Origin of the sequence: Bartonella sp. CR127HXZ (genome assembly GCF_042194555.1) — a bacterium.
Classification (GTDB): domain Bacteria; phylum Pseudomonadota; class Alphaproteobacteria; order Rhizobiales; family Rhizobiaceae; genus Bartonella; species Bartonella grahamii.
Window position 1 is genome coordinate 22,248 of the sequence record NZ_JBHIMZ010000006.1, and the last position, 24,644, is coordinate 46,891.

At 38.5% G+C, this 24,644-nt stretch carries 27 protein-coding genes; 16 read left to right on the forward strand and 11 right to left on the reverse strand.

Annotation, left to right across the window (positions count from 1 at the left end; all coding sequences use genetic code 11):
* Positions 1 to 2,074 precede the first annotated feature (2,074 nt).
* The 6 genes from ACFIKY_RS04725 to ACFIKY_RS04750 form a co-directional block, all read right to left on the reverse strand.
* Positions 2,075 to 2,287, reverse strand: a complete 213-nt coding sequence (locus ACFIKY_RS04725; protein ID WP_375635573.1) for a hypothetical protein — start codon at positions 2,285 to 2,287, stop codon at positions 2,075 to 2,077.
* Positions 2,280 to 2,492 carry a hypothetical protein gene (locus tag ACFIKY_RS04730; RefSeq protein ID WP_273788509.1) on the reverse strand — a complete coding sequence of 71 codons (213 nt, stop codon included), beginning with the start codon at positions 2,490 to 2,492 and terminating at the stop codon, positions 2,280 to 2,282. Before ACFIKY_RS04730 ends, ACFIKY_RS04725 begins: the two co-directional genes overlap by 8 nt.
* Positions 2,416 to 2,652: a hypothetical protein gene (locus ACFIKY_RS04735; protein ID WP_273788536.1), complete on the reverse strand. Its 237-nt coding sequence runs from the start codon at positions 2,650 to 2,652 to the stop codon at positions 2,416 to 2,418. The genes ACFIKY_RS04730 and ACFIKY_RS04735 overlap by 77 nt, the downstream gene beginning before the upstream one ends.
* Positions 2,649 to 3,311 (reverse strand): lysozyme, encoded by a 663-nt coding sequence (locus ACFIKY_RS04740; RefSeq protein WP_375644486.1) that lies wholly within the window; start codon positions 3,309 to 3,311, stop codon positions 2,649 to 2,651. The genes ACFIKY_RS04735 and ACFIKY_RS04740 overlap by 4 nt, the downstream gene beginning before the upstream one ends.
* A gap of 116 nt (positions 3,312 to 3,427) precedes the next feature.
* Positions 3,428 to 3,871, reverse strand: a complete 444-nt coding sequence (locus ACFIKY_RS04745; RefSeq protein ID WP_375661468.1) for a hypothetical protein — start codon at positions 3,869 to 3,871, stop codon at positions 3,428 to 3,430.
* A gap of 348 nt (positions 3,872 to 4,219) precedes the next feature.
* Positions 4,220 to 5,140 carry a YopJ/AvrA family T3SS effector serine/threonine acetyltransferase gene (locus tag ACFIKY_RS04750; RefSeq protein ID WP_375644489.1) on the reverse strand — a complete coding sequence of 307 codons (921 nt, stop codon included), beginning with the start codon at positions 5,138 to 5,140 and terminating at the stop codon, positions 4,220 to 4,222.
* Between the two features lie 689 nt (positions 5,141 to 5,829).
* On the opposite strand from ACFIKY_RS04750, the gene ACFIKY_RS04755 reads away from it, so the two are divergent.
* Positions 5,830 to 6,030, forward strand: a complete 201-nt coding sequence (locus tag ACFIKY_RS04755; RefSeq protein ID WP_375661469.1) for a hypothetical protein — start codon at positions 5,830 to 5,832, stop codon at positions 6,028 to 6,030.
* A 177-nt stretch (positions 6,031 to 6,207) separates the two neighbouring features.
* A complete protein-coding gene (locus ACFIKY_RS04760) occupies positions 6,208 to 6,375 on the forward strand; it encodes a hypothetical protein (protein ID WP_375647271.1) in 168 nt (55 codons plus the stop codon).
* Between the two features lie 264 nt (positions 6,376 to 6,639).
* Here ACFIKY_RS04760 and ACFIKY_RS04765 read toward each other — a convergent pair whose 3' ends face one another.
* Complete coding sequence (locus ACFIKY_RS04765) at positions 6,640 to 7,209, reverse strand: hypothetical protein (protein WP_375647272.1); 570 nt, start codon at positions 7,207 to 7,209, stop codon at positions 6,640 to 6,642.
* Between the two features lie 2,215 nt (positions 7,210 to 9,424).
* Here ACFIKY_RS04765 and ACFIKY_RS04770 point away from each other — a divergent pair.
* The 9 genes from ACFIKY_RS04770 (at position 9,425) to ACFIKY_RS04810 (ending at position 15,615) form a co-directional block, all read left to right on the forward strand.
* On the forward strand, positions 9,425 to 9,943 hold the full coding sequence (locus ACFIKY_RS04770; protein ID WP_375661470.1) for a hypothetical protein: 519 nt from the start codon (positions 9,425 to 9,427) through the stop codon (positions 9,941 to 9,943).
* A 9-nt stretch (positions 9,944 to 9,952) separates the two neighbouring features.
* Positions 9,953 to 10,501, forward strand: a complete 549-nt coding sequence (locus tag ACFIKY_RS04775) for a hypothetical protein (RefSeq protein WP_375661471.1) — start codon at positions 9,953 to 9,955, stop codon at positions 10,499 to 10,501.
* 57 nt (positions 10,502 to 10,558) lie between these two features.
* Positions 10,559 to 11,116, forward strand: a complete 558-nt coding sequence (locus ACFIKY_RS04780) for a hypothetical protein (protein ID WP_375661472.1) — start codon at positions 10,559 to 10,561, stop codon at positions 11,114 to 11,116.
* A gap of 199 nt (positions 11,117 to 11,315) precedes the next feature.
* Entirely contained in the window at positions 11,316 to 11,669 is a 354-nt protein-coding gene (locus tag ACFIKY_RS04785) for a hypothetical protein (protein WP_375661473.1), read from the forward strand.
* A gap of 766 nt (positions 11,670 to 12,435) precedes the next feature.
* Positions 12,436 to 12,780 (forward strand): hypothetical protein, encoded by a 345-nt coding sequence (locus ACFIKY_RS04790; protein ID WP_375661474.1) that lies wholly within the window; start codon positions 12,436 to 12,438, stop codon positions 12,778 to 12,780.
* Positions 12,781 to 13,057: 277 nt separating this feature from the next.
* On the forward strand, positions 13,058 to 13,414 hold the full coding sequence (locus tag ACFIKY_RS04795) for a hypothetical protein (protein WP_375661475.1): 357 nt from the start codon (positions 13,058 to 13,060) through the stop codon (positions 13,412 to 13,414).
* A 226-nt stretch (positions 13,415 to 13,640) separates the two neighbouring features.
* The gene (locus tag ACFIKY_RS04800; RefSeq protein ID WP_375661476.1) at positions 13,641 to 13,988 is read left to right on the forward strand and encodes a hypothetical protein; all 348 of its coding nucleotides are present in this window, start codon (positions 13,641 to 13,643) and stop codon (positions 13,986 to 13,988) included.
* 12 nt (positions 13,989 to 14,000) lie between these two features.
* Entirely contained in the window at positions 14,001 to 15,152 is a 1,152-nt protein-coding gene (locus tag ACFIKY_RS04805; RefSeq protein ID WP_375661477.1) for a DUF6990 domain-containing protein, read from the forward strand.
* Between the two features lie 211 nt (positions 15,153 to 15,363).
* Complete coding sequence (locus ACFIKY_RS04810; RefSeq protein WP_375661478.1) at positions 15,364 to 15,615, forward strand: hypothetical protein; 252 nt, start codon at positions 15,364 to 15,366, stop codon at positions 15,613 to 15,615.
* A gap of 836 nt (positions 15,616 to 16,451) precedes the next feature.
* On the opposite strand, the gene ACFIKY_RS04815 is transcribed toward ACFIKY_RS04810, so the two are convergent.
* The 3 genes from ACFIKY_RS04815 to ACFIKY_RS04825 all read right to left on the reverse strand — a co-directional run bounded on the left by ACFIKY_RS04815 (position 16,452) and on the right by ACFIKY_RS04825 (position 19,211).
* Positions 16,452 to 16,736, reverse strand: coding sequence for a hypothetical protein (locus tag ACFIKY_RS04815; protein ID WP_375661479.1), 285 nt, complete (start codon positions 16,734 to 16,736; stop codon positions 16,452 to 16,454).
* 1,377 nt (positions 16,737 to 18,113) lie between these two features.
* On the reverse strand, positions 18,114 to 18,629 hold the full coding sequence (locus tag ACFIKY_RS04820; protein WP_375635590.1) for a short-chain dehydrogenase: 516 nt from the start codon (positions 18,627 to 18,629) through the stop codon (positions 18,114 to 18,116).
* An 18-nt stretch (positions 18,630 to 18,647) separates the two neighbouring features.
* A complete protein-coding gene (locus tag ACFIKY_RS04825; protein ID WP_375644503.1) occupies positions 18,648 to 19,211 on the reverse strand; it encodes an NADPH-dependent FMN reductase in 564 nt (187 codons plus the stop codon).
* A gap of 662 nt (positions 19,212 to 19,873) precedes the next feature.
* On the opposite strand from ACFIKY_RS04825, the gene ACFIKY_RS04830 reads away from it, so the two are divergent.
* The 4 genes from ACFIKY_RS04830 (at position 19,874) to ACFIKY_RS04845 (ending at position 23,096) form a co-directional block, all read left to right on the forward strand.
* On the forward strand, positions 19,874 to 20,104 hold the full coding sequence (locus ACFIKY_RS04830) for a hypothetical protein (RefSeq protein WP_375635592.1): 231 nt from the start codon (positions 19,874 to 19,876) through the stop codon (positions 20,102 to 20,104).
* Positions 20,105 to 20,164: 60 nt separating this feature from the next.
* Positions 20,165 to 20,722 (forward strand): hypothetical protein, encoded by a 558-nt coding sequence (locus tag ACFIKY_RS04835; protein WP_375647287.1) that lies wholly within the window; start codon positions 20,165 to 20,167, stop codon positions 20,720 to 20,722.
* 59 nt (positions 20,723 to 20,781) lie between these two features.
* Entirely contained in the window at positions 20,782 to 20,940 is a 159-nt protein-coding gene (locus ACFIKY_RS04840; protein WP_375644505.1) for a hypothetical protein, read from the forward strand.
* Between the two features lie 1,208 nt (positions 20,941 to 22,148).
* Positions 22,149 to 23,096: a DUF6990 domain-containing protein gene (locus ACFIKY_RS04845; protein WP_375647290.1), complete on the forward strand. Its 948-nt coding sequence runs from the start codon at positions 22,149 to 22,151 to the stop codon at positions 23,094 to 23,096.
* Positions 23,097 to 23,656: 560 nt separating this feature from the next.
* Here the strand turns inward: ACFIKY_RS04845 and ACFIKY_RS04850 are convergent.
* Positions 23,657 to 23,980, reverse strand: coding sequence for a hypothetical protein (locus ACFIKY_RS04850; RefSeq protein ID WP_375635597.1), 324 nt, complete (start codon positions 23,978 to 23,980; stop codon positions 23,657 to 23,659).
* Between the two features lie 356 nt (positions 23,981 to 24,336).
* Here ACFIKY_RS04850 and ACFIKY_RS04855 point away from each other — a divergent pair, with 356 nt between their 5' ends.
* Entirely contained in the window at positions 24,337 to 24,552 is a 216-nt protein-coding gene (locus ACFIKY_RS04855; protein ID WP_375661480.1) for a hypothetical protein, read from the forward strand.
* Positions 24,553 to 24,644: the final 92 nt, after the last annotated feature.

Below are 24,644 nucleotides of genomic sequence, written 5' to 3' on the forward strand. Positions count from 1 at the left end.
AATTGCTAGCCTTCTGATTACAACAGAAGCAATGGTTGCTGAAGTTCCAAAGAAAGATACACCAATGCCTCCAATGCTTAGGTGGCGGAATGGGTGGAATGGGCGGAATGGATTTCTAAGCTCTTATTCCTTAGAAGTAATAAAGAAACGGGCTTTCTGTGCCCGTTTTTTTTAAATGCTTTTTCGCTTTTCGTACAGTTCTTCCTTTTATGATAGTGATCTTATAGCATTTTGTTATTTTTCATTGGTTGATGTATCGCCATTGTGAATAGATCTCTCTCTTTATTCATGACTTTTTCTCTTGTATTTATGAGATGTTTTTATTGTGCGGGGAGCGTGGTTTTCTTTGAAAATATTTTATTGATAAAAATACAACTTTTTGATTTATAGTCATTTCTTTCTTGTACAGTTCTATTTTTTCATTTTAAGTTTATGTATGCACCATTAAAAAATCTTGTGTTTGTACTTTCGTGTTTGCGCTCTAGAAGGGCAAATAGTTTTTATGAACCAACGCAAGAGTTCGTGCTCATTGAAAGTTGAAGAGAGAAAGTTGGACAGAGCATGTTAGGTCTTGTTTGTTTTTTTATGAATAAGATGCTGGTGTTTAAGATTTTGTATGAAAACAAAATTTAAGGTTTGCTCTGTTAAAGGGCTTTTGTATACTGGGACAAGCATATCTCTGTTTGGTTAATCTCTGCAATAGAAAGACAGCCTCATTGAGGAAGAATGTAAAGGCATATAATCACTCGTCTTGTCATCATCTTTTTGCTTTACGACTTTTAAAGGTATTTATAGTAATATCTTATTAAATAATGAAGATGATGCCTCAAACTTTTGTTGCTTGCGTATCTTTTTTTGTGAAATCCCTCACGGAAAGCAGAAAAGCCGCAAATATATTTGTCTCCAAATATACATTTTTGCATATTGACGTGTTTTTAAGAGACATCTCGCTCGTCACACCGATTTCGCAATGGACTCGTGAATGGCATAAGGGCAAAGTTCTCATGAAGTGCATAAAACTATAGGGCACGATCATCTTTACGCTTAATAAAAGAATACGCGAACGTTATCATACATGTTTTCAGCTCTCAATGTTATGACAAGCCGTTAGTCCGTGAAACGGTGAGGCATGCCTTGCTTGTATAGTTTTGACCCATACACTGTAATGTGCAAGCGACATGGTTTGGATTGTTTCAAAAGAAACAGGTTTGGAAATGAGAGAATCCCACGATATACAGGGTTTTAATTCAAGTTGAAGAGTGCTTAATGATAGTTATAAATCAATGTGATGTGGTTTTACGGTTTTCAAGAGCATTGCATTCTTGCAAATAACGATAATCATGTGTTGCTTCACATTTTTTAATGGGTTTTAATGGAGCAACGCTTTTATTTATAATAATAATTCATTGTTTTGTATGTTGAATAAGAGATTTTTATTGCGGTGGATTTTTTCATTTCAATTCTCTCTTATGTTGAAACAATCTCAATCATTTTCTTATACCTCACAAGTGGAGGGAGCTAGGGTAAAATACTTTAAAAAAATAAAAATGCCTCTCATGAATATTTTCAAATAGTCAGTTTTTTATAAACAGAGTTTTTATAAATGGGGGTTTTTATAAATATTGGGGATTGGTAATGCGTAGGGTGGTGTCTGATTGCTTTTTTTTTAAAGTGTAAAGAAAGGGGATTTTAGGCAAGTTATTACTTTTTGCGTTGTTTACTTATGCAATTATTAAAAAAATATCTCTAAATATTTTTAAATTTTTTCGCGATGGTATCTTTCCAATGAGATTTGTGAAGAGTATAAAATCTTTTGAGGATCAATAGGTTATTAAAAAAATGTGCGTTGGTATGATCATTTTCTTATGTTAGCAAAGTTGTTGACTTACGCGTTTGTTAAAAATCTCTCTTCATGCCCCTAAATTCATTTCATGAAAGCGTTGGTGAAGAGTGTGTAAAAATTTTCTATGAGACGTGAAAAATCATCAATAAAATCTCCGTGTTTTCAAAAAATAACGAATGGCTTTTTATATTTTTAAAAAAAGATTTAACACGTCTCATGTTTTTTTTTATTTTAGAGCTGAATATTCGATTTTTGTGTAAAAATATTTGCCAATGCATCCACGATACGTGAAAAATCAAGCGCTAATAAGAAAATGATGAATATAATCCACTTCGTATAGCGTGACATTATTTTTACACTTTTATAAGTCGTGATGATTTCTTGTAGGATTTCTTTTTCCTGTTCTGTCAGCTCTGTTTGTTTTTCTGTTTTTTTTCTAGCCATGTTTCCACCCACACAATCCTTCCCCTTGTTTGTTATGCTTTAAAATATCTCTTGCGAGATTTGAGCTGATGATATTAAGATCTTTTTTGTCTAAATAAATGGGCATCCAACCAACGCAAGAAAAAGGCTCATTTATTGTTTTTATCGCGCAACCAGTGAGTAAGAGCAGCGCGTACATCAGGATCACTTTTTTGATTAATTTCATTTTCCACCTCTAGCCGTGTTGTTGATGACTTTAGTGTTTTTTCTATTTGCTTTTGTTGTTCAATCTTTTTTCCAAGAGTGAAAACTTTTGCTAAAGCGATAAAAAAAGCGGTCAGAGCCGCTCCTGTTATCATCAGATTTTTTTTCATCCACCACATTATAAGCGCTGCTCCCGAAACCGTTTTGCCACAAAGAAGATGCCAGCACAGGCGGCTAAAACCATAATGGTTGCCAATGCCCATTGGATGGGACCATTGCCTGCCAATAAGCCTCCAAGTCCAGAAAAAGAACCAATAATCGGTGTAAGCGCTTCTGCTTTGAAAAATCCCATTGGTGCTTGCGTTTCTACGGTTTGGTAGTTAGGAGAAACATAAGCACCTTTTGCCCATAGTCCTGCTTCGGCTGCACGACGGTGCACTAAACCGTGAAGACGTTTTCCTCCTGCTTTGGTCCACTTTTGTAATTCAGCAGGGACGGCTTCATATTCGCCGTTATTGAGTTTTTTGAGCAGGGTCGAATTACAAAAAGCCGAAGCTCCTATATTATAGCAAAACGATACGAGCGCGGCGAATTGTTCATCCGTTAAGGAAACCGTCACATTTGTTTCAACAGTATTTTCAAATTGTCTTAAATCTTGAGAAAGAACTTCTTCTGCTTGTTTTTCAGTAATGATCATGCCCTTGTGAACGAACGGTTCGCCAGCAGCGCTGGTATGTCCATAGCCAATTGTCCATACCCCGATGGCATCTTTATAGGCGTTCAAACGCAATCCTTCCCATTGTTTAATGAGTGCAAGCCCTGCTGATGATATTTTTCTCATTTGCTTCTCCATAAAATAAAGCCTCACGTTAACGTGAGGCTGGTCGACATATTAAAAATGAAATTTTTCACTCTTAAAAAACAGAAGAGACGTTAAACTTCAATGAAATCAAAAGGTTAGTTGTAGCATCTTAAGGGATGGGATAATAGTTGGCCAAGTGGGATAATGGTTTGGCTGGTGTTTTCCGTTGAGAGATGTTGTTGGTTTTGAGACTTGGTGCTGGTTTGTTGATAGGGTCTTATTGGTGCCGGTTTTGTTGGTGCTGGTGAGGTTGGCGATTGTGTTGATGTACGCAATGGCATTACGGCCGGCATTACGGTTGTGTTAGCGGTGGCATGAGAGGTGAGGTTGGAGGGGTGACATATATGTTGGTGAATGGAATTTTTAGAAGGCACTGTTGGCGCGGCAGGGGGTGGGAGGGGGTGCACAATGATTTGTGTTAGCATTGGTGTTGGTGATTGCGGTTGTTTTGGCAGGGGTCGTGAGGGGGAGAGATGGGGAGAACGGATGGTGTTGATTGTGAGGGATAAGAGAGCGGCTGTTTGCGGTTGTTTTGGCAAGTGGTACTGATGTGGAGGCGCTTGAGATAAAAGCGGACAACTCTTAGAAAAAAGCTACAGGAGGAGGCGGGTGCTTTTATTTAACATCTAAAATCATAAAATATTTTATGCATTCAGCCTTCTGTCTATTCAAATATGGAGAAGAGCTTTGGACTTTTGATAAAATTTTAAAATCGACTGATTTTGATAGAACAGTCCTGTTTTGCCTTTTGTCTTTAAGAGGTCACGTTGCTTGTTGTTTGCATCTTTACCTGCTTACAAAGGGACAAGAAGATTTGCTAACAGCAATTTGCACCTCACCGTCAAGCAGCAGAGCCTCGTTCTTTATGGGTATGGAAAAAACCTCAATTACATCATCAAAGATTTGTATTCCGTCGCTCTTTTTCTATGTTGTGAAACAGAAACAGTTTTTCCTTCTGCTGAACTTAAGCTTCTTTCAAATCTCTCGGTTAGAGTTTCGCCTTTTTTGTTTACTTCTTCATGTGCTGCTTGTGGATTGGCTTTTAGATATTCCCCAAGACGTCTTCTCCCTTGTGTGTGTTTATAAAAAGTGGTTGGAAGATATGTATCTAACTTTTCAGCAGATAAAGGCGTATCTGGTTCACATAACACACCCTTAATATTATCTTTGTGCAGTCGTTCTAATTTTTGAGCTTCGGAATAAAGCTTTTTGGCGAGGCTTAAGCTGAACATTCCACATTCAGAGGAACTGCGTTGAATGTCCATTTCTGCCATGGCAAAAGAACAATTAGACAATTCATGCGCTTTAATGGCCAGTTGTGTCCTTAATGCTAGCACCGCTGATCTCATATTGTTAAGTGTTGTAGGTTCAAAAAATATCACGGACGTTTTGTCATCGATGGTTTGATGATCAATCACTGAAAAATGAATTCCTCTATCCTTTGTGTGAATGATAAATCTAGAAGATTGAATGCCGTTTTCGATGGCTTCTTTTAGTGCAAGGGCAAAGTCGTGAGATGATGCTACCAATTGAAGACGCATTTCAGGATATTTACGATTTGCTTGTTCTACCAAGGCTGGCATCAGTGTAAGATCTATGCTTGCATAATCAGCTGTGAACCAACGGCCAGTTGAGATGTCATCTTCTAAACGGGCAATGATATTTTTTAATTCCTCATGACTGAACGGGATATTTCTTTCTTTTTCGCTGCTGGGTTGTTCTGAATGTGCAGCAAGATTGTCTAATGATGCATTTGCCATTCCTAGTGTTTGTGAGGAATGAGGGAGAGAAGAATCTTGTGGCTTCATGATATTAGCCTCCATATTAATAATCAATGGACGGCATTATTTTCTTCAATTTTGGCTAAACAATGTTTTGAAAGAGAGCCTTTGCATTTTGAAAGATGAGGCGATGAGAGCATATTGTTGCCGTTTTCATATTATTATTCGTATATTGCTCATCATTTCTGAGATGTATTGCATCGATATTTTTATTGGGGTATTTTGTTAGAGCGTTTTATTGGGAGCCCTTATTGGATACTGCTTGTTTTGAAAATCTCAAAATTATAGGGCTGTTGGTGATGCAAATTGGATGATGCAGAAGAAAAACAGTCAGAGAAAGACGAAAGACACCTTCAAACAGGAGACTTCTGAAGATTGTCGCGAAACACACTGTTTGATAACAGTCTATAATAACTCAAACATCTGATGATGAAATCTGGGCACAAAAAACCCGTTACCGCACCTGTCATTAAATACGATTTTTCATATTCTGTCAACAGCAAAACGATTATTTTTTCCTTTTTTATTGTGGCAAAAAATCTACAGAAAAAAGCTCATTCATTAGCTATGCAGCAAAATATGTTGTTTTAATGGGAAAGTTTTTGATGCGGCAAAAAACATTTTCTCCTTTGAGAAAGGAGGGGGCAAGATGAAGGGAGAGGAGAGAATTGTGGTTTTGAAATCCGTGGTATTTTATTAATGGAATTAGGAAGGCGGTGGTTGGCAGGTGTTGCGGGGGTAAAGCGGTAGGTGTTGGCGATTGGGGCTGTGCTGTCTGTCATATTAGCGGTGGCGTGATGAGTGGATGGTTACCGGTACAGTTGTTGATGAGGGAGGAGATTGTTGGTGGGGGCTTTTTCTTTCGTTTAAGGGATGATGCTTTTAATTTTGTAAAAAAAATCAATGGGGTGTCTTAATGATGAGCTATTGATTTATAATGATGTTTTAGTCGTTATTGATCTTGAATGAGAAATCCAGATTATGCTGCAGTCAAAGCCATGTCTCTTGTTCGTCATAAGATCAGGAAAGCCGTATAGAATTGTACAAGAAAAGACGCACAATGACTATAATGAATTGTCTCAAGAGCTAAGGGGATGTCGCGATATTGGGGAAAAGTGGATGATGAGGGCGGTTTGTTACAATGGGAGGTGATGGGGAGGGGAGGTGATGGGGAGAGTGTTGCCGTTTGGAGAGGGGACAATATTTATCTTGCCTATGTCGTGAAATATGCTGTGAATTATTGTCCTTTGAGGCATGGGTAGATATATAGTTGAGGTATGGTGATAAGTCTCTTTGACAGGTTGAAGCGTTTTTTAAAGGGCGTGGTGGATATTTTAAAGCTTGTTTGTTGCGTGCTTTAAGCTCGTCAATCCCATGAATTTCTATGAAAGGCAAGTCCAGTGGATTTCAAGTGTAATTTGCCAAGAAGGATTGTCTCTTTACAACGGAGCTGGTTACAAAGAGGCATGTTACAAAGGGGGTTTTGGAATCTTTATCCTGTGAGGGAGAGGAAACGATGGGTGTTTTTAGCCAATGCTCTTTTTGCTAGAATAGTCAAAATGTTTATAAAGGGCATCAAGAATAATACGCAACGAACCAACAAGAGTAGGCAGCGGTTGATCTTCTATAACAAGATATTGTAATGCTGCATGAAAGTTGTGTTGACGATGCAAATATTGTGCTTCTTTAATCGCTTCTTGCATATCTTCATAGTGTTTCGTCGCTCTTTGAACCCATTGCTTTTTTGTTGTCTCATCTGATGCGCTGTGCGTAAAACCATCGTAATAGCCATTTGGTAAGCCTTTTGCACATAAATAGTCGTTTCTGATTTGCAAGTATCGTTGCGCCGTATCATATTGCTCTTTACTGATGCCTGATGAATCCCCTTTATAGCCAAGCAAACAAAGACGCCCAATATAGGTCCCGACAAGCGGATTTTTCGCTTCTTCGAGGCTTAAACCAAAGTGTTTTGCACGCATTTCAATCGCAGATTGAAGCGCAGATTCGCTGGGGCTTTGGGCACGTGAAATACGGCCATTGGGCTCTCTGAGTTCGCCTGTTATTCTCGGTCTACCGCGTTTTTTACGTATTTTCATGAACTTAACCATTTAAATGAAAAATAAACTGTCTGTTGATGGGGGACAGTGATGTAAAAAGCACTTTGAGCAAATACTGGGGGGGGGGAGCAAATACTGGGTGGGCAAATACTGGGGGAATATGAGCTGTTGCAGATCAAAGGAGAAACGGATACTAAAGGCGTCTTTCAGCACAAAGAACAGCAACGGGGTGGGGCGAAAAAATCATCTTTAAGGTGTTTCTTGCCATTTTTATCTTACCCCTATCAGTCTTATTTCTCGCCCCTATCATGCTTATTTTTTCATGGATAGTGGCTTATTTGCTTTCTAAAGATTTCTCAACTGCTCTGGAACAGTTGAAAAGAAACTTTTGTCACATGTGAATAAAAAAACAAGAATGATGTTTTATGGGTATGGCGTCGTCTTTCTAATAGGAAGTCTTTTCTAATAGGATTATTGCCTTCTTTCTCATGAGCGCTTTGTGGAAACTTTTCAGTTTCACCTTTGAAAAGTCATTGTTTTTATTATTCGTGGATTTTTATCATGCGTTGAGCTTTGTTTTTGGGAGGCATATTGGGTTTTCTTATTGGGCGCTGTACCAAGATGTCTGATGTAGATTAAGCTGTGAAACATATCTTTATCCTTTATAGGGGATTTTATCTTTTTTTTGAGCGGCACAGAGCTTAAAAAAACAAACTTTTCAATGTCCTTATAATAGCATAAGATCCTTATCTTTTCAAGTAAAATATGGTTCATCAGTTCAAAATAACAAAATAAACTGTGGAGGGTCAAGCAATTTAGAGTTATCGTTTATGGAGGATATTTTTTGTTTTTGTTGTTTTAATGGATTTCATCATAAAAAAGGGAGGTGGTCACTTAAAATGATTAAATGACGGGATGCAATATTCAAAGAAGCTTTATAAGCGGCAGGTAACTTGATAAAAGAGGCGTTTATTAAGAGATGCTTTTATAAAGGTGGGGGCTATGAGGTGTAAGACATTTCTTTTTTAATTTTAAAATAGGGACTTTTTTAATCAAGAAATTTTAAAATGAGAATTGAAAAATTTCAAAGCTGCTGTAGGCGCATTTTAGATAATCGGTTGTTTGGTTTGGTCTGTGGGGCGTGCTTATTGCTTCACGCTTTTGTTTATCGCGTTCTTGTTTATCATATTCTGGGGGCACATCTCTTACGTCATACACAATGCCTCAAACGGAATATACTTATTGCGGCATATTCACGCGCTTGTTTTTAAGAGACATCTCTTACATGTGCTCGAGCCCATTTCACGACGGTGGCTTAAGAAGGGTATCATGGTAAAGCTTTCATGATAATATAACTTTATTGAATATCATCATTTTTAGGCTTCATAAAAGCGTAAGCTGGTATCATCGCATACTTTGCCAATCCCAATATGTATTTACAAGCTCTTGGCATTTGAGACGGTTTATAAGAGGCATTTTCATTGTACAATTTCACTCCGTATGGCTCCCCCACTTTTTACGTACAAGCAAATAAATTTGATTGATTCAACAGGGGGTAGATTTGAAATGAGAGAATCTTACAGCATTTGGGATGTGTTGATTATCAAGACACGAAGCGCTTGTGAAAATGTTTTTTATCTTGTTATGCCATAAAATACTGTCATTTGAGGCGGGGATGGGAAGGCTTATGAGGCATTACAACATTTGACGCATTAAGTGTTAAAAATTAGGTGCCAATGTTAAGGAAGGACTTTTGTTAAGGAAGGAAGTTGTCCGTAGAGCGCTTTATGCAAGTGGAGCCCATAAAGTGCTCAGCAGGTAGAGTGCACTTAAGAGCAATGGGATTGTTTACAAACTGAGGTGGGTTTTAAAATCTTTATTCTTTGAGGCGAGCAAGGAATATCATCATCCTTTGTTTCATATATACTCGGCTTCATTTAAGCGGTGAAAACACTGTCGTTTATGGTGGGTATGTCAGTTTTCCACATGGGATGTTTTTTAGATTAAATATTTGTTGGATTTTTGTAAAACGGTGTCTTTTAGGGGTATGTGATCGATAAAGGGAGGAAAAGGGGAATTTTGGCTTGTAAGCGCGTCATGTATAAGCGCGTATAGGGCCAAAGTGAATAAAATATTTAGAGGGTATTATAGTGCTTGCTTTACTCTGAGAAGAGTGCTAAGCGAATTCACCGCCTTGGTGGCGTGCTATCAAATATTGAAGAGTGGGAATTTTAGAAGTGGGGGGAGTATCCGTATGATCGAAGATAATTCACAACACCAATCTGCCCATAAGGGAAATAAGGCTTTTGTATCACAGCCAGTGTTGGATCAGTGTGCGGTTTTCAAAAAATGGATGATGCTTTCAACAGGTGATTATATCATCATTTGTTGTTTGGCTATCCTCTTGTTGGTGCTTTTTTCCGCGACTGTCTATATGAGCCCTTTGGAATTTTTTCACATTATGTCCAAAGAACAGCTCCAAGCACTGAGACAAATGAAACAAGAAAGTTTTCAGGAAATAATTCAGGAGAGCCTTGCACATCCTTTTAAAAATCCTATCATCGAGCATTTGCTTGATGCGGGGTGGAATAGTGTTTGGGCTTTTTTATGTTTCTTACCGCAAATGATTTTTAGCCTTCTTTTTGGTTTTTTTCCGCTCTTTTTTGTCTTTAACGCCATATTTAAACGGGATGTGAAGGAAATGATGAAGCTGTGGGAAACCTTGCCAGAGCAGCAACAGCTAGACAACCAATCTCTTAATAGAAGACAATAGGAGGGGAAAGTGACCGCTTCTTTAATCATTGGAATGTTGATTGCCGTAGGGACGGCAATTTTTATTTGTTTTACAATTTTTATGGTATTCCTTTCTACCATGATGATAATCTTTGCACTTTATTATTCGTTGATAAAACGGACAATCTTGTTATTGGCGACGCAGCGAAAATTAAAAAAGGGTGCAGCGCAGAATTTGAGGCATAATCAGGCAGAGGGTAGAGGACAGAATACAGTTCTTGCAACAAAGTTCAGTGCCTTTTCTTTTCAAGAATCTTTGCTTCTCTCAAAAAAAGATTATCGAAAGATCTTTTCTATCGCTTGCGTTATGGTTGCACTTTGTGCAGGTGTTGCCGTTTTTTTTGCTTTTTTTCCAAAATCTGCAATTTTTTTGCACAATTACGCGCCTATAGTGCTTCACATGATTGATTTTGTCATGCGACTGCTGTTTTGGGTCTGGACATGTATTGTTGTTTCTTTACCTGTCATTTTAATTCTTCATAGTTTCCTTCAGTATGGCGTGAAAAAAACAGTAAAGAAATTAGAAACATTTGCTTGAGAAGAGAATGAAAATGATGATTTCACATCAATGCGATAGGGAAAAAAAGGGAGCATTATGATGCAACATTTAGCTTTTTTAGGGTTCGTTATCATTGCCATTTTAATGGTTATGGTCATTGTTAGGCTTCCTTACCTGCTGATCAAGCATATGAAGTTATCTTTTAAACTCGCTCAAGACTTGAAAAAGAGTACGACGCAACAAAAACAAGCCATACAACAATTGCGCAATGATTGGGGAGAAATGAAAAGACACAATCTCGCGCTTGAGACACTTGATGCGAAAATGCGCTTTCTTAACTTCAAAGAATCTCTGCCCTTTTCTTCAAAAGAATGTAAAATAATCTTTTTTATCCTTATTCTCTTTTCTGTTTTGCAATCTTCTTTCTCTATCGCAAATTTTGTATGGTGGAAAAATGATAGTGTTGCCTTTATCATGCAGCTGTTGAGCCTTATATGGTTAGGGATTTTTCTCTTTTTTCCGATCATTGGGATCATGTGCATAAAATTAACGAGAAAATTGAACAAAACGCTTCAGCAATTGGAAGAAGCGATAAAACAACGCGATCAGGCAATCCGTATGCAGAATGTGGTAGGGGGACAAAATGACGAGTAGTCTTATAACATTAATAGCCATTTCTTTCCTGTGTTTTACGCTTTTAAATGTTTTAATATGGGGGCCGCTCTTTGCCGTTTATTACCTGTTTATCAAGCGTGCGCGGTTGTATTGCCGCGTGAAAAAGGAACTGAAATGCGTGCTGAATGAACGCGATATTGCCTTAAAACAGATCTCTCAAAAATAAAAAAGCAGTAGAATGTTTGATAAAAAGCAGCTTTCTCTTGTTTGGCAAGACTATAAAAAAATATTCTATCTTTCTACAGTCATGGCGACTGCTCCAATAGTTATAACTGCTGTCGTTAAGCTATGGAGGGGAAAGGGCTTTATTTCTTTTGTCGTATTCAAGCCACTGGTATGGATGCTTGCCTGCGCTTTTTTATTCTTACCGATTGTTTTTATTATGCTTTTTATTGTAACCCGTCAGTTGAAGAAAATGGTGCGGCAATTGGAAGAAGAGGTTGAGCAGAAAAAAGTTCCAGTCATCCTATACGATGTGAATGAGGGAAAAGTGAACGAGGGAAAAAGTGAAGAGAGGCTTTTGTTGCCATAAGCCTTGCTTTTGACTTGTTCATTAAGGTGCATGGGGGACACTTCTCGTTTTATGCTTTTTTATATTTGTGTCGTGTTTTTGAGAAAAATTGAGGCTCTTGTTTGAGCGGAGCTTTTGTTTGAGTGGTGCTCTTGCTTGAGTTGGTGCTTTTGCTTGAGTGCTGAGGGGGAAGTGAAGAGGGGCTGCTCTTGGGTTTCACTTGCTGTTTCTGTTCTCTTAAAGAGAGAAAATCTTGTAACTTATTTTCTTTTTTATCAAGCATAAAAATGTGTTTTACCAAGCGATATTGAGAGCGAAAAATCTATACTTAAAGCAAAAGATATTCTGGTGTTTGGGGCAGAAAAATCCATTTTCGAGAAACTGAAGAGGCAAGGCGCATAAAGAAGGCGCGCCAAAAGCTCAAGTTTTTAATTAAGACGTTTTTCCCCATGGAAAGTGCAACAGTGCTTTTAAAGAGCTTGGGTTGGAGGAGAGAAATTGAAAGAAAAGGGGGACACTTATTTATTTACGAGACTGCGAGGGGCAGTTTCTCTTTCTGGATGAAAAAGGTTTTGTGCAATTTGATTATGGAATTGTGGGAGGTGCTGGTATACATGCTGCAGCTTGCCAAATAATTAATCCTTATTATTTTGGGGCTTTGCCAGATTTATAACTGGACTTTGAAGCAAAGGGGTGGATTTTAAGGCAAAGGGATTGAAAATTTTTGAGGAAAAGGTAAGCGCCCAGTGATTACACCGTGTGCTTGAGGAAGCTTTAGATAAGGGCGATGGGAGCTGTTGATCTTGGCAGTGTGCTTGGCTTTCAAAATGGGGGCATCGCCTTGGAAAAAGGAAATAATGATATCTCTCAAGGGACTTCTTCTTTGCTGTGCTACTTTGGGGCTTTGGTATTGAGGGCTGATGTTAAAATTTTACACTCTTCTCACAAAAGCTTTATGGAAGATGAAAGTTTGGGCTTTGAAAAAAATATCAAAAAAGTCCATTTGGGCGGCTTTTTTGGTGGTTCAAATCGTCATAAAGACAAAGCAATTTCGTTACGATTTTCTTGCACCAGTTTGCTTCTTTTTTGGAAAGCAGCTTATCTTCCTGAAAATAAAAAGAGCAGTGATTAGAATTTTAGAGCCTCAGACCCAAATTTGTGCAATAGAAGAAGATATTCTTATGAAAGTTTAATCGACGAGAAAAGAGAAGCCTTAGGACTGCAGGGGATACACTGTCGTGATGAAAACATGATGTTTGAAGTTGATGGAAAAAAATGCAACCCTGATATTGTTTTCATAAAAGATGAGGGATACAAGCGCTTGATATTGATGAATTGAATTCATTGTGAGGACGAAAGCTTCGGTTCATGAAAATGGCTTAAAAATTGAGACAAATGAGGGATAAAAAATGAGGGGAAATGGAAAAAATGCATCATTGGATGAAGAACCACGGTCGTTTTCGCTTGAAGAAGCGTTTTTGACAAGCAAAAATTATAAAATCATCTTTTGCATTGCTTTCATTATTAGCGCTTTTAAAGTGGCACTCTTTATATTTTTTGAGTGGGATTTGACAGAGTGGTGGAATTATATCCTGTTCATTTTAACATTAATATTGGTTTTTATATCAGTGCTTCTTTTTGTGTTTATTCCTGTTGCCTTTGTGGTCCGTATCATTTTTACGCGTTTGTTGAAAAAAAAGATCGATAAGTTGGATCAAGCAATTTGGCAGCGAAGAAAAACCGCTTCTCAACGAAACAGTGCATGAAGGGAGGGCAGAAAATGAATACTGGCCTTTATATATTCTCATGCGTTGTAGGAGCACTTCTATTCGTGCGATGTTTGAGGTTGATGGAAAAAATGCAACCCTGATATTGTTTTCATAAAAGATGAAGGATACAAGCGCTTGATATTGATGAATTGAATTCATTGTGAGGACGAAAGCTTCGGTTCATGAAAATAGCTTAAAAATTGAAACAAATGAGGGATAAAAAATGAGGGGCAATGGAAAAAATGCACCATTGGATGAAGAACCACGGTCTTTTTCGCTTGAAGAAGCGTTTTTGACAAGCAAAAATTATAAAGTCATCTTTTGTATTGCTTTCATTGTGGTAACTTTGAGAATGGTTCTCTTCGTACTAATGTGGAGTGAGTGGAAAGGGAATGTCATAGCAGCTCTCTTTTCTATTGGGGAGTTTATATTAGATTTAACTTTTGTGCTCATTCCTGTTGCCTTTGTGGTCCGTATCATCTTTACGCGTTTGTTGAAAAAAAAGATCGATAAGTTGGAGCAAACAATCTGGAAGCGGGTAGCTGCTACGTATCGACAAAAAAGTGAATAAGGGGTGGGGAAAATGATAGATATTAAAATGATAGATATTATTGTTATATTCTCGTGGGGTGCGGGCTTGACGCTTTTCACGCTGCTTTCTGCTGTAGTCATGATGTTTATTTGGGCATTGTATTATTCTACTTTCAAGCGGGTGAGACTGTATTGCCAAGTGACAAAAGAATTAAGACGCGTGCTTGAACAACCTATCGCTTTTGAGCCGTCCAGTGGGGAAATACCGATGATTAAGCCGTTATCTGAAGAAAAAGAGTTTTCTCTTTCTGATGAGGAAATCCTAACGATGGAAAGTGCAACGGCGCTTTTAAAGAGTTTGGGATGGAGGGTGGAAATTGAAGGAAAAGGGGATCATTTGGCCACCTATTATTTACCAGATCGTGAAGTGCAGTTTCTTTATAATGCTGAGAAGGGGTATCCGCAATTTGATCGTGCAATTGTGGTGGGCTCTGGTATCCATGCGGCGGCTTGCCAAACGATAGACCCTTATAATTCTGGAGGCTTGATTGCTCTTGACTTGAGTTTTGATGTGAAGGGGTTGGAAATTTTTGAAGAAAAGGTAAGCGCCAAGCGTTTACGTCGTGCACTCGAGAAAGCTTTAGAAAAGGCAATGACAAATGTTGATCTTGGCAAGATGCTTCGCTCTCAATATCGTATCCTGCCTTGGGAAAACAAAATTGTAGTTCCTCAATTGACTCCTTATTCGCTGCGCTATCTTGCGGCTCTGGCTTTGATGGGCGATGTTGAAACCTTACACGCTTATCACAAAAGCTTTCTGGAAGGTGAGAGACTGGGCTTTGAAACAAGCATCGAAGAGGAGCATCTGGAACGCGCGATGATAATCGCTAAGGCGGTAGAAAAAACAAAGCAACCCAGTTACGATTTACTTCAACAGGCGGCAAAGGATTTTTCCATGGAGGTGGAGAGCTATGAATATTTTAGAGCCATAGATCCCAGTTTGTGCAATAGAAGAAGAGATTCTTATGAAAAATTGATCGAGGAAAAAAGAGAAGAATTAAGACAACAGGGATATTTCGTTTACGAAAAGGACGCGATTTGTAAAGTTGATGGAAAAAACTATCGTCCCGATATTCTTTACATAAAGGATGGGGAGTTAGAATATATGGATGTAGAAATTAGGATTGATGAAAAAATTTATTGAGAAAAATAAAGAGTTTAGATAAATTAAAAAGAGCTTAAACCTAAAAATAATGCGTAAAAAGCGCGAAGTGTAAAAGCAGAGGGGAACAATGCAGAAGAGAAACGCGACATTTGGAGAGTCTTTCTTTTTATTCAAAAAATTTATGGTGTCTTCAGTGGAAAGGCGTAAAGGGGTGAGGAGCTGTGAGATAATAGGGCGCTGCTTTTTCACTATGTTTTGCACATGTCTTATCATGATGGCTTTAGAAGTTCCTGCTGGTGCAAAATCTCTGGTACAGCCGTTGCAATGGATAAAATGGGAAGGAATTGGTTATCTTATTTTTCTCTTACCGGTGTTGATTTGGTTTTGTCTTCTCACTCCTCTTCCGATCCTTTGGGGGGTTGATCGTTTTAAAGAGCGCAGATTGGAAAAAATAAAGAAAAAACTAAAAGAAAAAATAAAGCAGCAAGAGATTAATCAATGAGACTATAGCTATGCAGGGTGAGATCGCGCTTTTTATTTTGTTTCTGCCGTTTGGATATTTTCTTCTAAATGCAGTTACAGTTTTTGCCATTTTCGTGAATATGATTATTGTGGCGCCTTATTATTCTTTAATCAAGCGTTTGAGGCTCTATTACAGAGTGAAAAAACAAAGACGTTTGATGAAAGAACATCCACAGCGTTTTGGTTTCTTTGAAAAAAGCGGAAAAGAGAAAGAGAGAGTGCAGCAAAACTTAGAACTAGAAACACAGATAAGTTCCCATTCGTTAAAAAAATGGCTCGCTTTTTCACGCAAAGATTATATCCTCCACGCATGCCTCTCTTTCATCATTATGTTTTTCAAAGCTTATGTCTATGTGATTTACTGTAAAGGGATAGCTATAGCTGCTGAGATAGATGAGAGCAGATTTGAATATATTGCCATTCTCTCGTTTTTCTGGTTTTTTTATCTGTATCTATTTTTGCAACGATCCCTGTTATTGTGATCCTTCGTGAAATTTTAACTTCTCGGTTGAAAAAGAAAATTCAGCAATTGGAAGAAGTGATTGAAGCAACCCAATAAATCAATTTATACCACACAAATCAATTTATAAAGAGAAGGGGATAAAATGCATTACGAAATGGCGGCAGCTTGGACGGTGGTTTTGATCATTCTGCTGGGGGGTGTTTTTGATTTTTTCTTAACAATACCCATTGTGGCACTGTATATTTCTTTTATAAAGCATTTGATATCGTATTACAAGGTTACGCGGCAATTAAATGCAGCGCTGAAAAAGCGCATGTAGTGCTCATGTCATGGGGGGAGGTATGAGTTTTAGATCATCCCATTGCTTCACGGCTTGGGAGGAGGGCATGGATTATTTTTCTCATTTTACGCTGATCTCTGTTTGAAAAGGGCTGATGCCAATTAATAGGCTGGTGATAGGCTTCAATGGGGTTGTTTATCGGAGGTTTGCTTGTTTTCTGTGAATTTGCAAAATCGTAAAAACGTGGAACTGTAAAGTCTAGGATGTGTGGTTGGTTAAGAGCCGTGAGGGTCGTGGGGCGGTTGAGGAGAAGAGGGTACCAATGAAGGCGTAAAGGTGGGATTGTGAAATGCGTCATTGGAATGGGGGAGTTTGGTGAAAAGGGCTGATGCTAATCAATAGGCTTGTAATAGGCTTTGGCTGTTTATCAGAAGATTTCCTGTTTTCTGTGAATTTGCAAAATCGTAAAAACGTGGAACTGTAAAGGCTAGGATTTGTGGTTGGTTAAGGGCCGTGAGGGTCGTGGGGCGGTTGAGGAGAAGAGGGGGGCAATGAAGGCGTAAAGGTTGGATTGTGAAATGCGTCATTGGAATGGGGGAGTTTGGTGAAAAGGGCTGATGCCAATTAATAGGCTGGTGATAGGCTTTGGCTGTTTATCAGAAGACTTCCTGTTTTCTGTGAATTTGCAAAATCGTAAAAACGTGAAACTGTAATGGCTAGGATGTGTGGTTGATCAAGAGCCGTGAGGGTTGTGGGGCGGTTGAGGAGAAGAGGGGGGCAATGAAGGCGTAAAGGTTGGATTGTGAAATGCGTTAAATTTGAGAGAAGGTTTTCGTATCTTTGGTATATCTTGTATATGATCAGTGGGTTTTATTTATAAGGCTTTAAATTTAGCTCAATCCACCACTTGTTTTTTGAGTTTAATGGCTTGAAAGTTGACGGTTTTTTATTTTACGTTTTCTTATTTGCTGTCGTAAAAATGAATTTAAAGCAGGTGTGCGTGCTAATTGTGTTTTCTTATCGGTTTTTTTTCGGTTTATTGCGATACTTTTTTATTATGCTTAGCATTGAGGGTGCTTTTTGTATGCTGGCTGTAAGGGTGTCTAATTTTCATTCGGTTCTGATATGGTGTTTGTTATAATATATCATCCCATGACGTCATAAAATTCTGTTTTGATATAAGCTTTCTTGGTACGTTTAAGTGTTGTTTTAAGGAGCGCGTTGAAATTTCTTTAAAAAAGCTTGTCGAGTATGAGTATTACGGGAAGACTATGAGCGGGAAGTCAAGTCGAACCTGCTAAAATTTGGACTGTTGAAAGAGAAGTTTTTCGTGGGAACCTTACGTCCCGTAGAAATCGTTGTTCTTTGAGGTGTGGGGAGAAAGGTCAGCTTTAAAATAGACAAAAAATTCTAAACACAATTTGCTGTTTTAAGTTTTATGCCATGACGCCTTATAACATAACGCCCCATAAGATTATGCTGTCTAAGTCCCGTGAGAAGGGGATAAGCCCGTGTGAAGATCATAAACTGTCAGAGGGGGATAAGCCCGTGTGAGAAGGGTAAAAACGTTTGGTTTTGGGGCTGTTGATATAAGGATGCTGTTTGAGAGGCGCAGGGAGGGGGATTGTTCGTTCGCAAAGCCTATGATGTAAAGAGTATGGGGGGACTCAAGAGGATGTTCGGGTATGGATAGAGATTGAAGGGGCACGGCTTCTTTGCAAAGCATAGGTATTGATCATAAGTTTTGTTTATTCATATGATTTTTTATGGCTTCCAGTATCTGTTGGCTTATCTCCTGATGAGTCAGCCATCGTGAACCTTTTGGGGTTGTTTTTTGTCCTAATTGAATGGGGATGAAATCAACCTTGTTTTTGCGCGCGCACTCGATGACCATTTGATCATGAGTGTTGGAACCAAAAATATGAAGAATACATGGTGGTGTAGGCAAAAGAGCTAACTGCTCAATTAATGCGCAAGAAAATGCATGGGCAGGCGAATGAATCCATAATATGCAATATTTTAGATCATGCCATTGCTTCACAGCTTCTAAAAATTGTGCCTTTGATGTCGCACAATCATAATCCAACGGCACGCACAACTGTTTGTTGTGCAATGCCTCAAGCTGGACTTTATGAGAAAAAAAGCGTGCAGCAATAATCACTTCTTGCGGCTCGAGTGATTGACACAAAGGGGCAAGCATCCCTGTGCCCCCTACCACTAAATAACGATAGTGCGCACCCTTTTTTTTCATCCCCCCTCCCTTTTTGCTTTAAATCACACTTCGGTGCTTTAAAAATGTACACATTTCATCAGCAAGCCTTTCACAACGTGTTTGTATCTCTTCACTGATAACTTTCCAAGTACGACCGTCATCATCTGAGGAAAAATCTTCGGGGGAAGAGGCGATTTGACATTGGAGTGCATAACCATAAAGCGTGCTCACCACCGGCAATAAATGCTCACACGGTTGTGCGCATTTTTGGGCGGTACTCCCATGAGAGATAAGCCCAACAGGTTTATTTAAAAAGGCATTATAAGCTAAATTATCAAGAGCATTCTTTAAAACACCCGAATAAGACCCTTGATAAACGGGGCTTGCTAGAATAACGCCATCAGCCTCTGCAATGGTTTTTACAAACTGGCGAACCGCAGCACTTGGATTAGCCTCAACCTGCTGATGATAATCTGGATCTGTCATCGGTAAGGGCTGTTCACGCAAATCAACCCAATGAAGTGATGCACCCCGCTTCATGAGGCAATCTGCTAAATAACTGGCTAAAGTTCTTGTTAATGAAGGTTGACGCACAGACCCCAAAATAATTGCTATATTCAATAGGATTCTCCTTTATCTTTTCCAGAAAAGCCTATAACGCAAGGCTTAAAAAGAATTGTGAGTGAAATGACGCGTATCATTATGCTGTTTATAAAGAGCAGTTGTGATGATACCGCATAGTTATAGAATCAGTCCATGCTAACAAGATTGTTGACAAAACAACACCTCAAACTTGAAGAGAATGTTAGTGCTTTCATTAATATTAAAACACTTGATCTCAAAAGTAGCGGCTGTCTTATTGTTTTAAAAGCGTTTTTTATGAATATATTCTTAGCTATTGGCTTGCAAGATTCCCAATGAAAAAAGGAAGATATCGCCATATTTTGATTTATAATGATCATTGATCCTTTTTGATTGGAATAAGAGAGTTGTAAGATTTTCTTATTTCAAATGCTTTTATTGCGCGATTATTTGCGTATCAATGGAAGTTCCTTTTTTCATATCTTAAGTGGGGGGCGGAAAACAATTGAGAAAAGAATAAAAATGCTTCTATTTTTATCAAGTTATAAGGGCTATCGTAGAAGCTAGATATGGCTGTTGTAGGAGCAGGGCAGGCTTTGTCGTAGGGGGGAAGCCCCCTTAGGGTAAGGCTATCGTAGAGGCAGCAGCGGGCGGGCGTATGTGAATGGCGCCGGATTACACTTTTTATTGAAACAATGGTGGTGATAGATTTTATCGTAAGGGGATATATTCATGAGGGCGCTATTGTTATTTCCTTCATGGGTGCTGTTCATGAAATGGGGTGGACGCGCGTTGGTTTGGAAGTGTTGAGAGATGCTTCTTTAAAACAAGCACGTGAATTGGCAAAATTGAAGTATTGGCAACATAAATATGCAATACGAGTGTTCTCTGGAGGTGTTCTGTTTGACGACAATGGACGGAATTTTACTTGAGAGATTGTTCGTGTCCTTATAAAAGTCAAGGACAAACAGTTGTATAAAAAGGAAGAGCAAATGAAGGGGGAAAATTCCACATTTTATAACAAACTGTGCTCTGTTGTTTTTGGAAAATCATCTCGTTCTTATAAAGACCATATTATCATTTGTCTTATTTCTATCCTTATTGGGATAGGTCATAAAGCTCTTTTGATCCCATTAGAATCCGAGTGGTCGTTGAGTGTATCGCAGGATAGCGCTCTTTTGGCGCTCTTTGTGCTGCGTGAAGTTATCATGGTGTGTGTTGTTGCCTTGATGCCTGTTTTATTGGTGCTTTATCTCATCTTAACGTATTTGTTGAAAAAAAAGATTCAGCAGTTAGAAGAGGCTATCCAGCAACGGGATCACACAACCGATCAACAAAATAATCCGGTAAAAAAGGATAGAGAAAAAATAAGCAGTTTTTTTATCGTATACTTTTGGTTGATATTTCTGCTAGAGGTCTTTTTTCCTGCGGGTGTTGTCATGCTCATTTTAGAATTTTACTATTTTGTTTTCAAGCGCGTGAGAACGTATTGTAGAGTAAAACGGGAATTGAAACGCGTAAGAAAAGAGCGCGACAAGGCGCTTTTGTAGCTATCGTGAGGGGGAAGAGGCAATGTTTGGAAGCTCGTGACACAAGAAGAGGGGATTGGATGGTTGAAGAATCATCAGGCAAAGAGGAGAGCCTATTTTCGTTTGTAATGATGAGGCTGCTCTTCATCATTTGGAAGAGCAACTGCGCTTTTAGAAAGTCTGGGTTTTTTGTTGAAAATAAGGGAAGCGCCATGCATCGCACTTTTAGTGGTTCTTAAAAAAGCGAGCATGAGATAAAGAAATGCGTTTTTCATAAAAAAAAAGGAAGAGCAATGAAGGGGGAAAATTCAGCATTTTATAATGGACTGCGCCATTTTTTCGAAAAAAGTGTTTTTTCTGTGCGAGAGCATGTTGTCATTTGTTTCCTCTCCCTCATTATTGAGCTATGGAACAGGATTTTCTTTCTTGAGCTGTGGAACAGGATTCTCTCTCTCTCATCCTTGGATAGCAAAGAGTACAACATTTTCTCTCTTGAGCTGTGGAACAAGATTTTCTTTCTCCTATCCTTGGGTAGCAATGGAGAACGGACAGGGTGGTGGGATACACCTCTTTTTCTCTCTCTGTATGCGTTTTGGAAAGTTATTATAGTGTGTGTTTTGCTCTTGTTCCCAGTTATGTTGATACTCTGCATAACATTGTGGTTTTTGTTGAGAAAAAATATTCGGAAATTGAAAGAAATAAACCAGCAACGGGGTAAAATAACCTGTCAAAAGGATCGGTATAAAAAAGGCGATAGAGAAAAAAGGAGTGATATTTTTGTCATGATATTTGTTTTCGTGCTTATGTGCGTGACATTGGGGGTTGCTTTTGTTCCCATGATGATTTTGGAACTTTATTATGGTGTCTTTAAGCAGGTGAGAACGTATCGCTGTTTAAGAAAAGAACTGAAAAACGTCTTGCAAGAACAGGATACAGCGTTTGAGAAGTCATGAGAGGGAAAAAAATAATGAAGGAATTATGAGAGATTCAACATTTATAGGGATTGCTCTCTATACCATTTTGCCTCTGATGTTTTTTGGTGCTCTTTATGGGGTGTCCGTAAACATTGCTTTAAAGGAGCAGTGTTGAGGATGGCATTGAGGGGAAGAAAAGCCGATTATGGACCATTGTTGATTAAAGGGAATGAGAGCCCATGGGGTTTAGAGCCTAGAGTGAGCGTTTGGGACTTACTTCATCGTTTGAAATGTGAGGAAGGGAACGGTTTTTCTAGCAGGTGATCGCGGTATATGGGGTGTTTTCGTATTTTTAGGTGCCTTGTTCATTCAATCTTTGAAATGAATCCTATTGAAGTGGGGATGCAGGGTCATTTTCTTGAAAATAGGGGAATTTGTTTGAAAAAAAGCTGAATTGTGACTATCGGTTACAGATTGGCGCGGTTTGAAAATCTTCACTGTTTGAGGTGTGAGGAAGGTAAGGGGTAAGATCCATGCGGGATAAGAAAATTTCTGAAAAAAGCAAGAAAGAATCGCTTGATGAGGGGGAATTTTTAACCATACAGAGTGCAACAGCGCTTTTAAAAAGCTTGGGATGGTCGGTGGAAATCGAGGGAAAAGGAGATCATTTGGCAACTCTCTTTTTACCAGATCGCGAAGTGCAGTTTCTTTATAACGAGCAACGAGTGGAAGAATTTTCGCCCTTTGATCGCGGACTTTTAATTATGAGCGGTATTTTCGCTGCGGCTTGTCAGACGATTAATCCTCATAATTCTGGGGTTTTGCCAACAGTATTTATGAATTTTGTATCCAATGGATTGGAAATTTTTGAAGAAAAAGTGAGCGCCCAGCTTTTAAAGAAAACTCTCGATAAAACTTTAAAATGGACAATGGAAGATGATTCTTTGCATGAAATGTTTCGCTCTCAATATAGTATTCCTCCTTGGGAAAAAGACTCTTTATCTTGGGCACCGGATGATGAAGTAGAGTTCGCACCTTATGCTTTGCTGCATCTTGCAGCTCTTGCCTTGCTGGGCGATGTTGAGACTTTAGCTTCTTATGATGAAAGTTTTACGGCAGGGGAAAAGCTTGGCTTTGATGAAACCATTGAAAAAGTCCATTTGGAACGCGCGATGGTGATCGCTCAAGAAGTGAAAAGGGAAGGAAAGTTCAGTTACGATCTGCTGGAACGGGTTGCTGAGAAGTGGTCTATAGCCATGGACTATCAGCTTTTCAGAGTGAGATCCCCTAATACGTGTAATCAAAAACGCGCTTTTCATAAAAAATTAGTCGAGGAGAAAAAACAAGAATTAAGGGAACAAGGATTTGAAGGGGTGAGTGATGAACAGCTCGTGCTTGAAGTAGAGGGGGTAAAATATTCTCCTGATATTATTTATATTAAAGATGGTGAACCTGCATTTATGGATATAAGAATTGATTAGTGTTGTACTCTCCTGTTAAAGAAAAGCACTTTTATTTAAAAGATGTGAAAGCGCTATGATTGAGGCGCTTTCATACCTTTCTTACCAGAGCAAAATAAAGTGCTCGAAAAATCAAGAATAATAGCCAAGATTTTAAAAAAATAGACTGAAAATGGCTTGATCCTCAAGAATAGGGGAGAAAAATCGATTATAAATTCTGCTATCTTCTTCAAGACGGTCCTTTTTTTTGTTAGAAAATGCTTATAAATGATCGCTTATTCAAGCGGTATAAGGGAAGTCTATTAACTAAAACGCTTATGAGGGAAGTCTATTAACTAAAGTGGTATGAGAGGGGGGAGCTTAGGGGGAGAGCCCTCATTATTTGAGATGTGGGACAAGTAAAAAATGTCATTTTTGAAGGCGGTGATATTTAGCCAATAAAAATAAAAACACAACAAAAATTAAATTAAAACATCGGAAAAATTAAACTAAAAAAGGCCCCATTTTAAAAGGGCCTTTTTATTTAAATTTTACAATATACACAAAATGTATATAACCTTATTTTAAGAAATTTTTGTATCTTATACTCTAGCGGAAACCAATTGTATAAAATATATAATAATTGATCCTAAAAAACCAGCTATTGCATTCAATAAACTTTTTCCTTTTTCGTATATATCGTTTATTGATGCTTGTTCTGATGCGCTTCTATTATTTACTCTCAGTATATTCAATGTATCCGATGTGTCCCTTACTTGTTTAACAAACTGTAAATTTGTTTTTTCAATAGTATAAGGTGCAACAATAGGAGAGGGTTCTTTATTGACTATACGATCAGATTTTTGAATCGCGAGAGCTAAACCGCTTGTAATTGCCCCCGCTATGAAAAAATATCTGATATTCATAGTTTTTTCTCCTATATTTATTTCTATAAATAAATATCGATATGGATCATACATAAATTCGATTTAAATAACTATAGTAAAAATACAACAGTCATAAAAAAGAATAAAGTTTGTCTATATTTTGACAAAATTTACCCTTAATTGCCTTAAAGAATTCTTTCAGATTCTATTTTATGAGGGTGTAAAAAAGTTTGAAAGCTCTGTAGGGAAGTGGAATCCCATAAGATGGGTGATACAATAGTTGCTAGCAAACTTCTTTTTTGTGCTTTTTAGCAAAGATTCATAAAAATGAGGGTTCATAAGAATGAGATGCGATGAAACTTGAGTAAAACCCCTGAGGGGAATGGTGCACTCTTTTGAGGGCTTGGAGTGCATCCTCTACAGTTTGGATGCTGCTTCATGAGGGTGGGCGGCATCCGTTGAGGGGAAGGATGCACTCTTTTGAGGGCTGGAGTGCATCCTCTACAGTTTGGATGCTGCTTCATGAGGGTGGGCAGTATCCGTTGAGGGGAAGGATGCACTCTTTTGAGGGCTGGAGTGCATCCTCTACAGTTTGGATGCTGCTTTCATGAGGGTTGAGCAGTATCCCGTTGAGGGGAAGGATGCACTCTTTTGAGGGCTGGAGTGCATCCTCTACAGTTTGGATGCTGCTTTATCAGGGTTG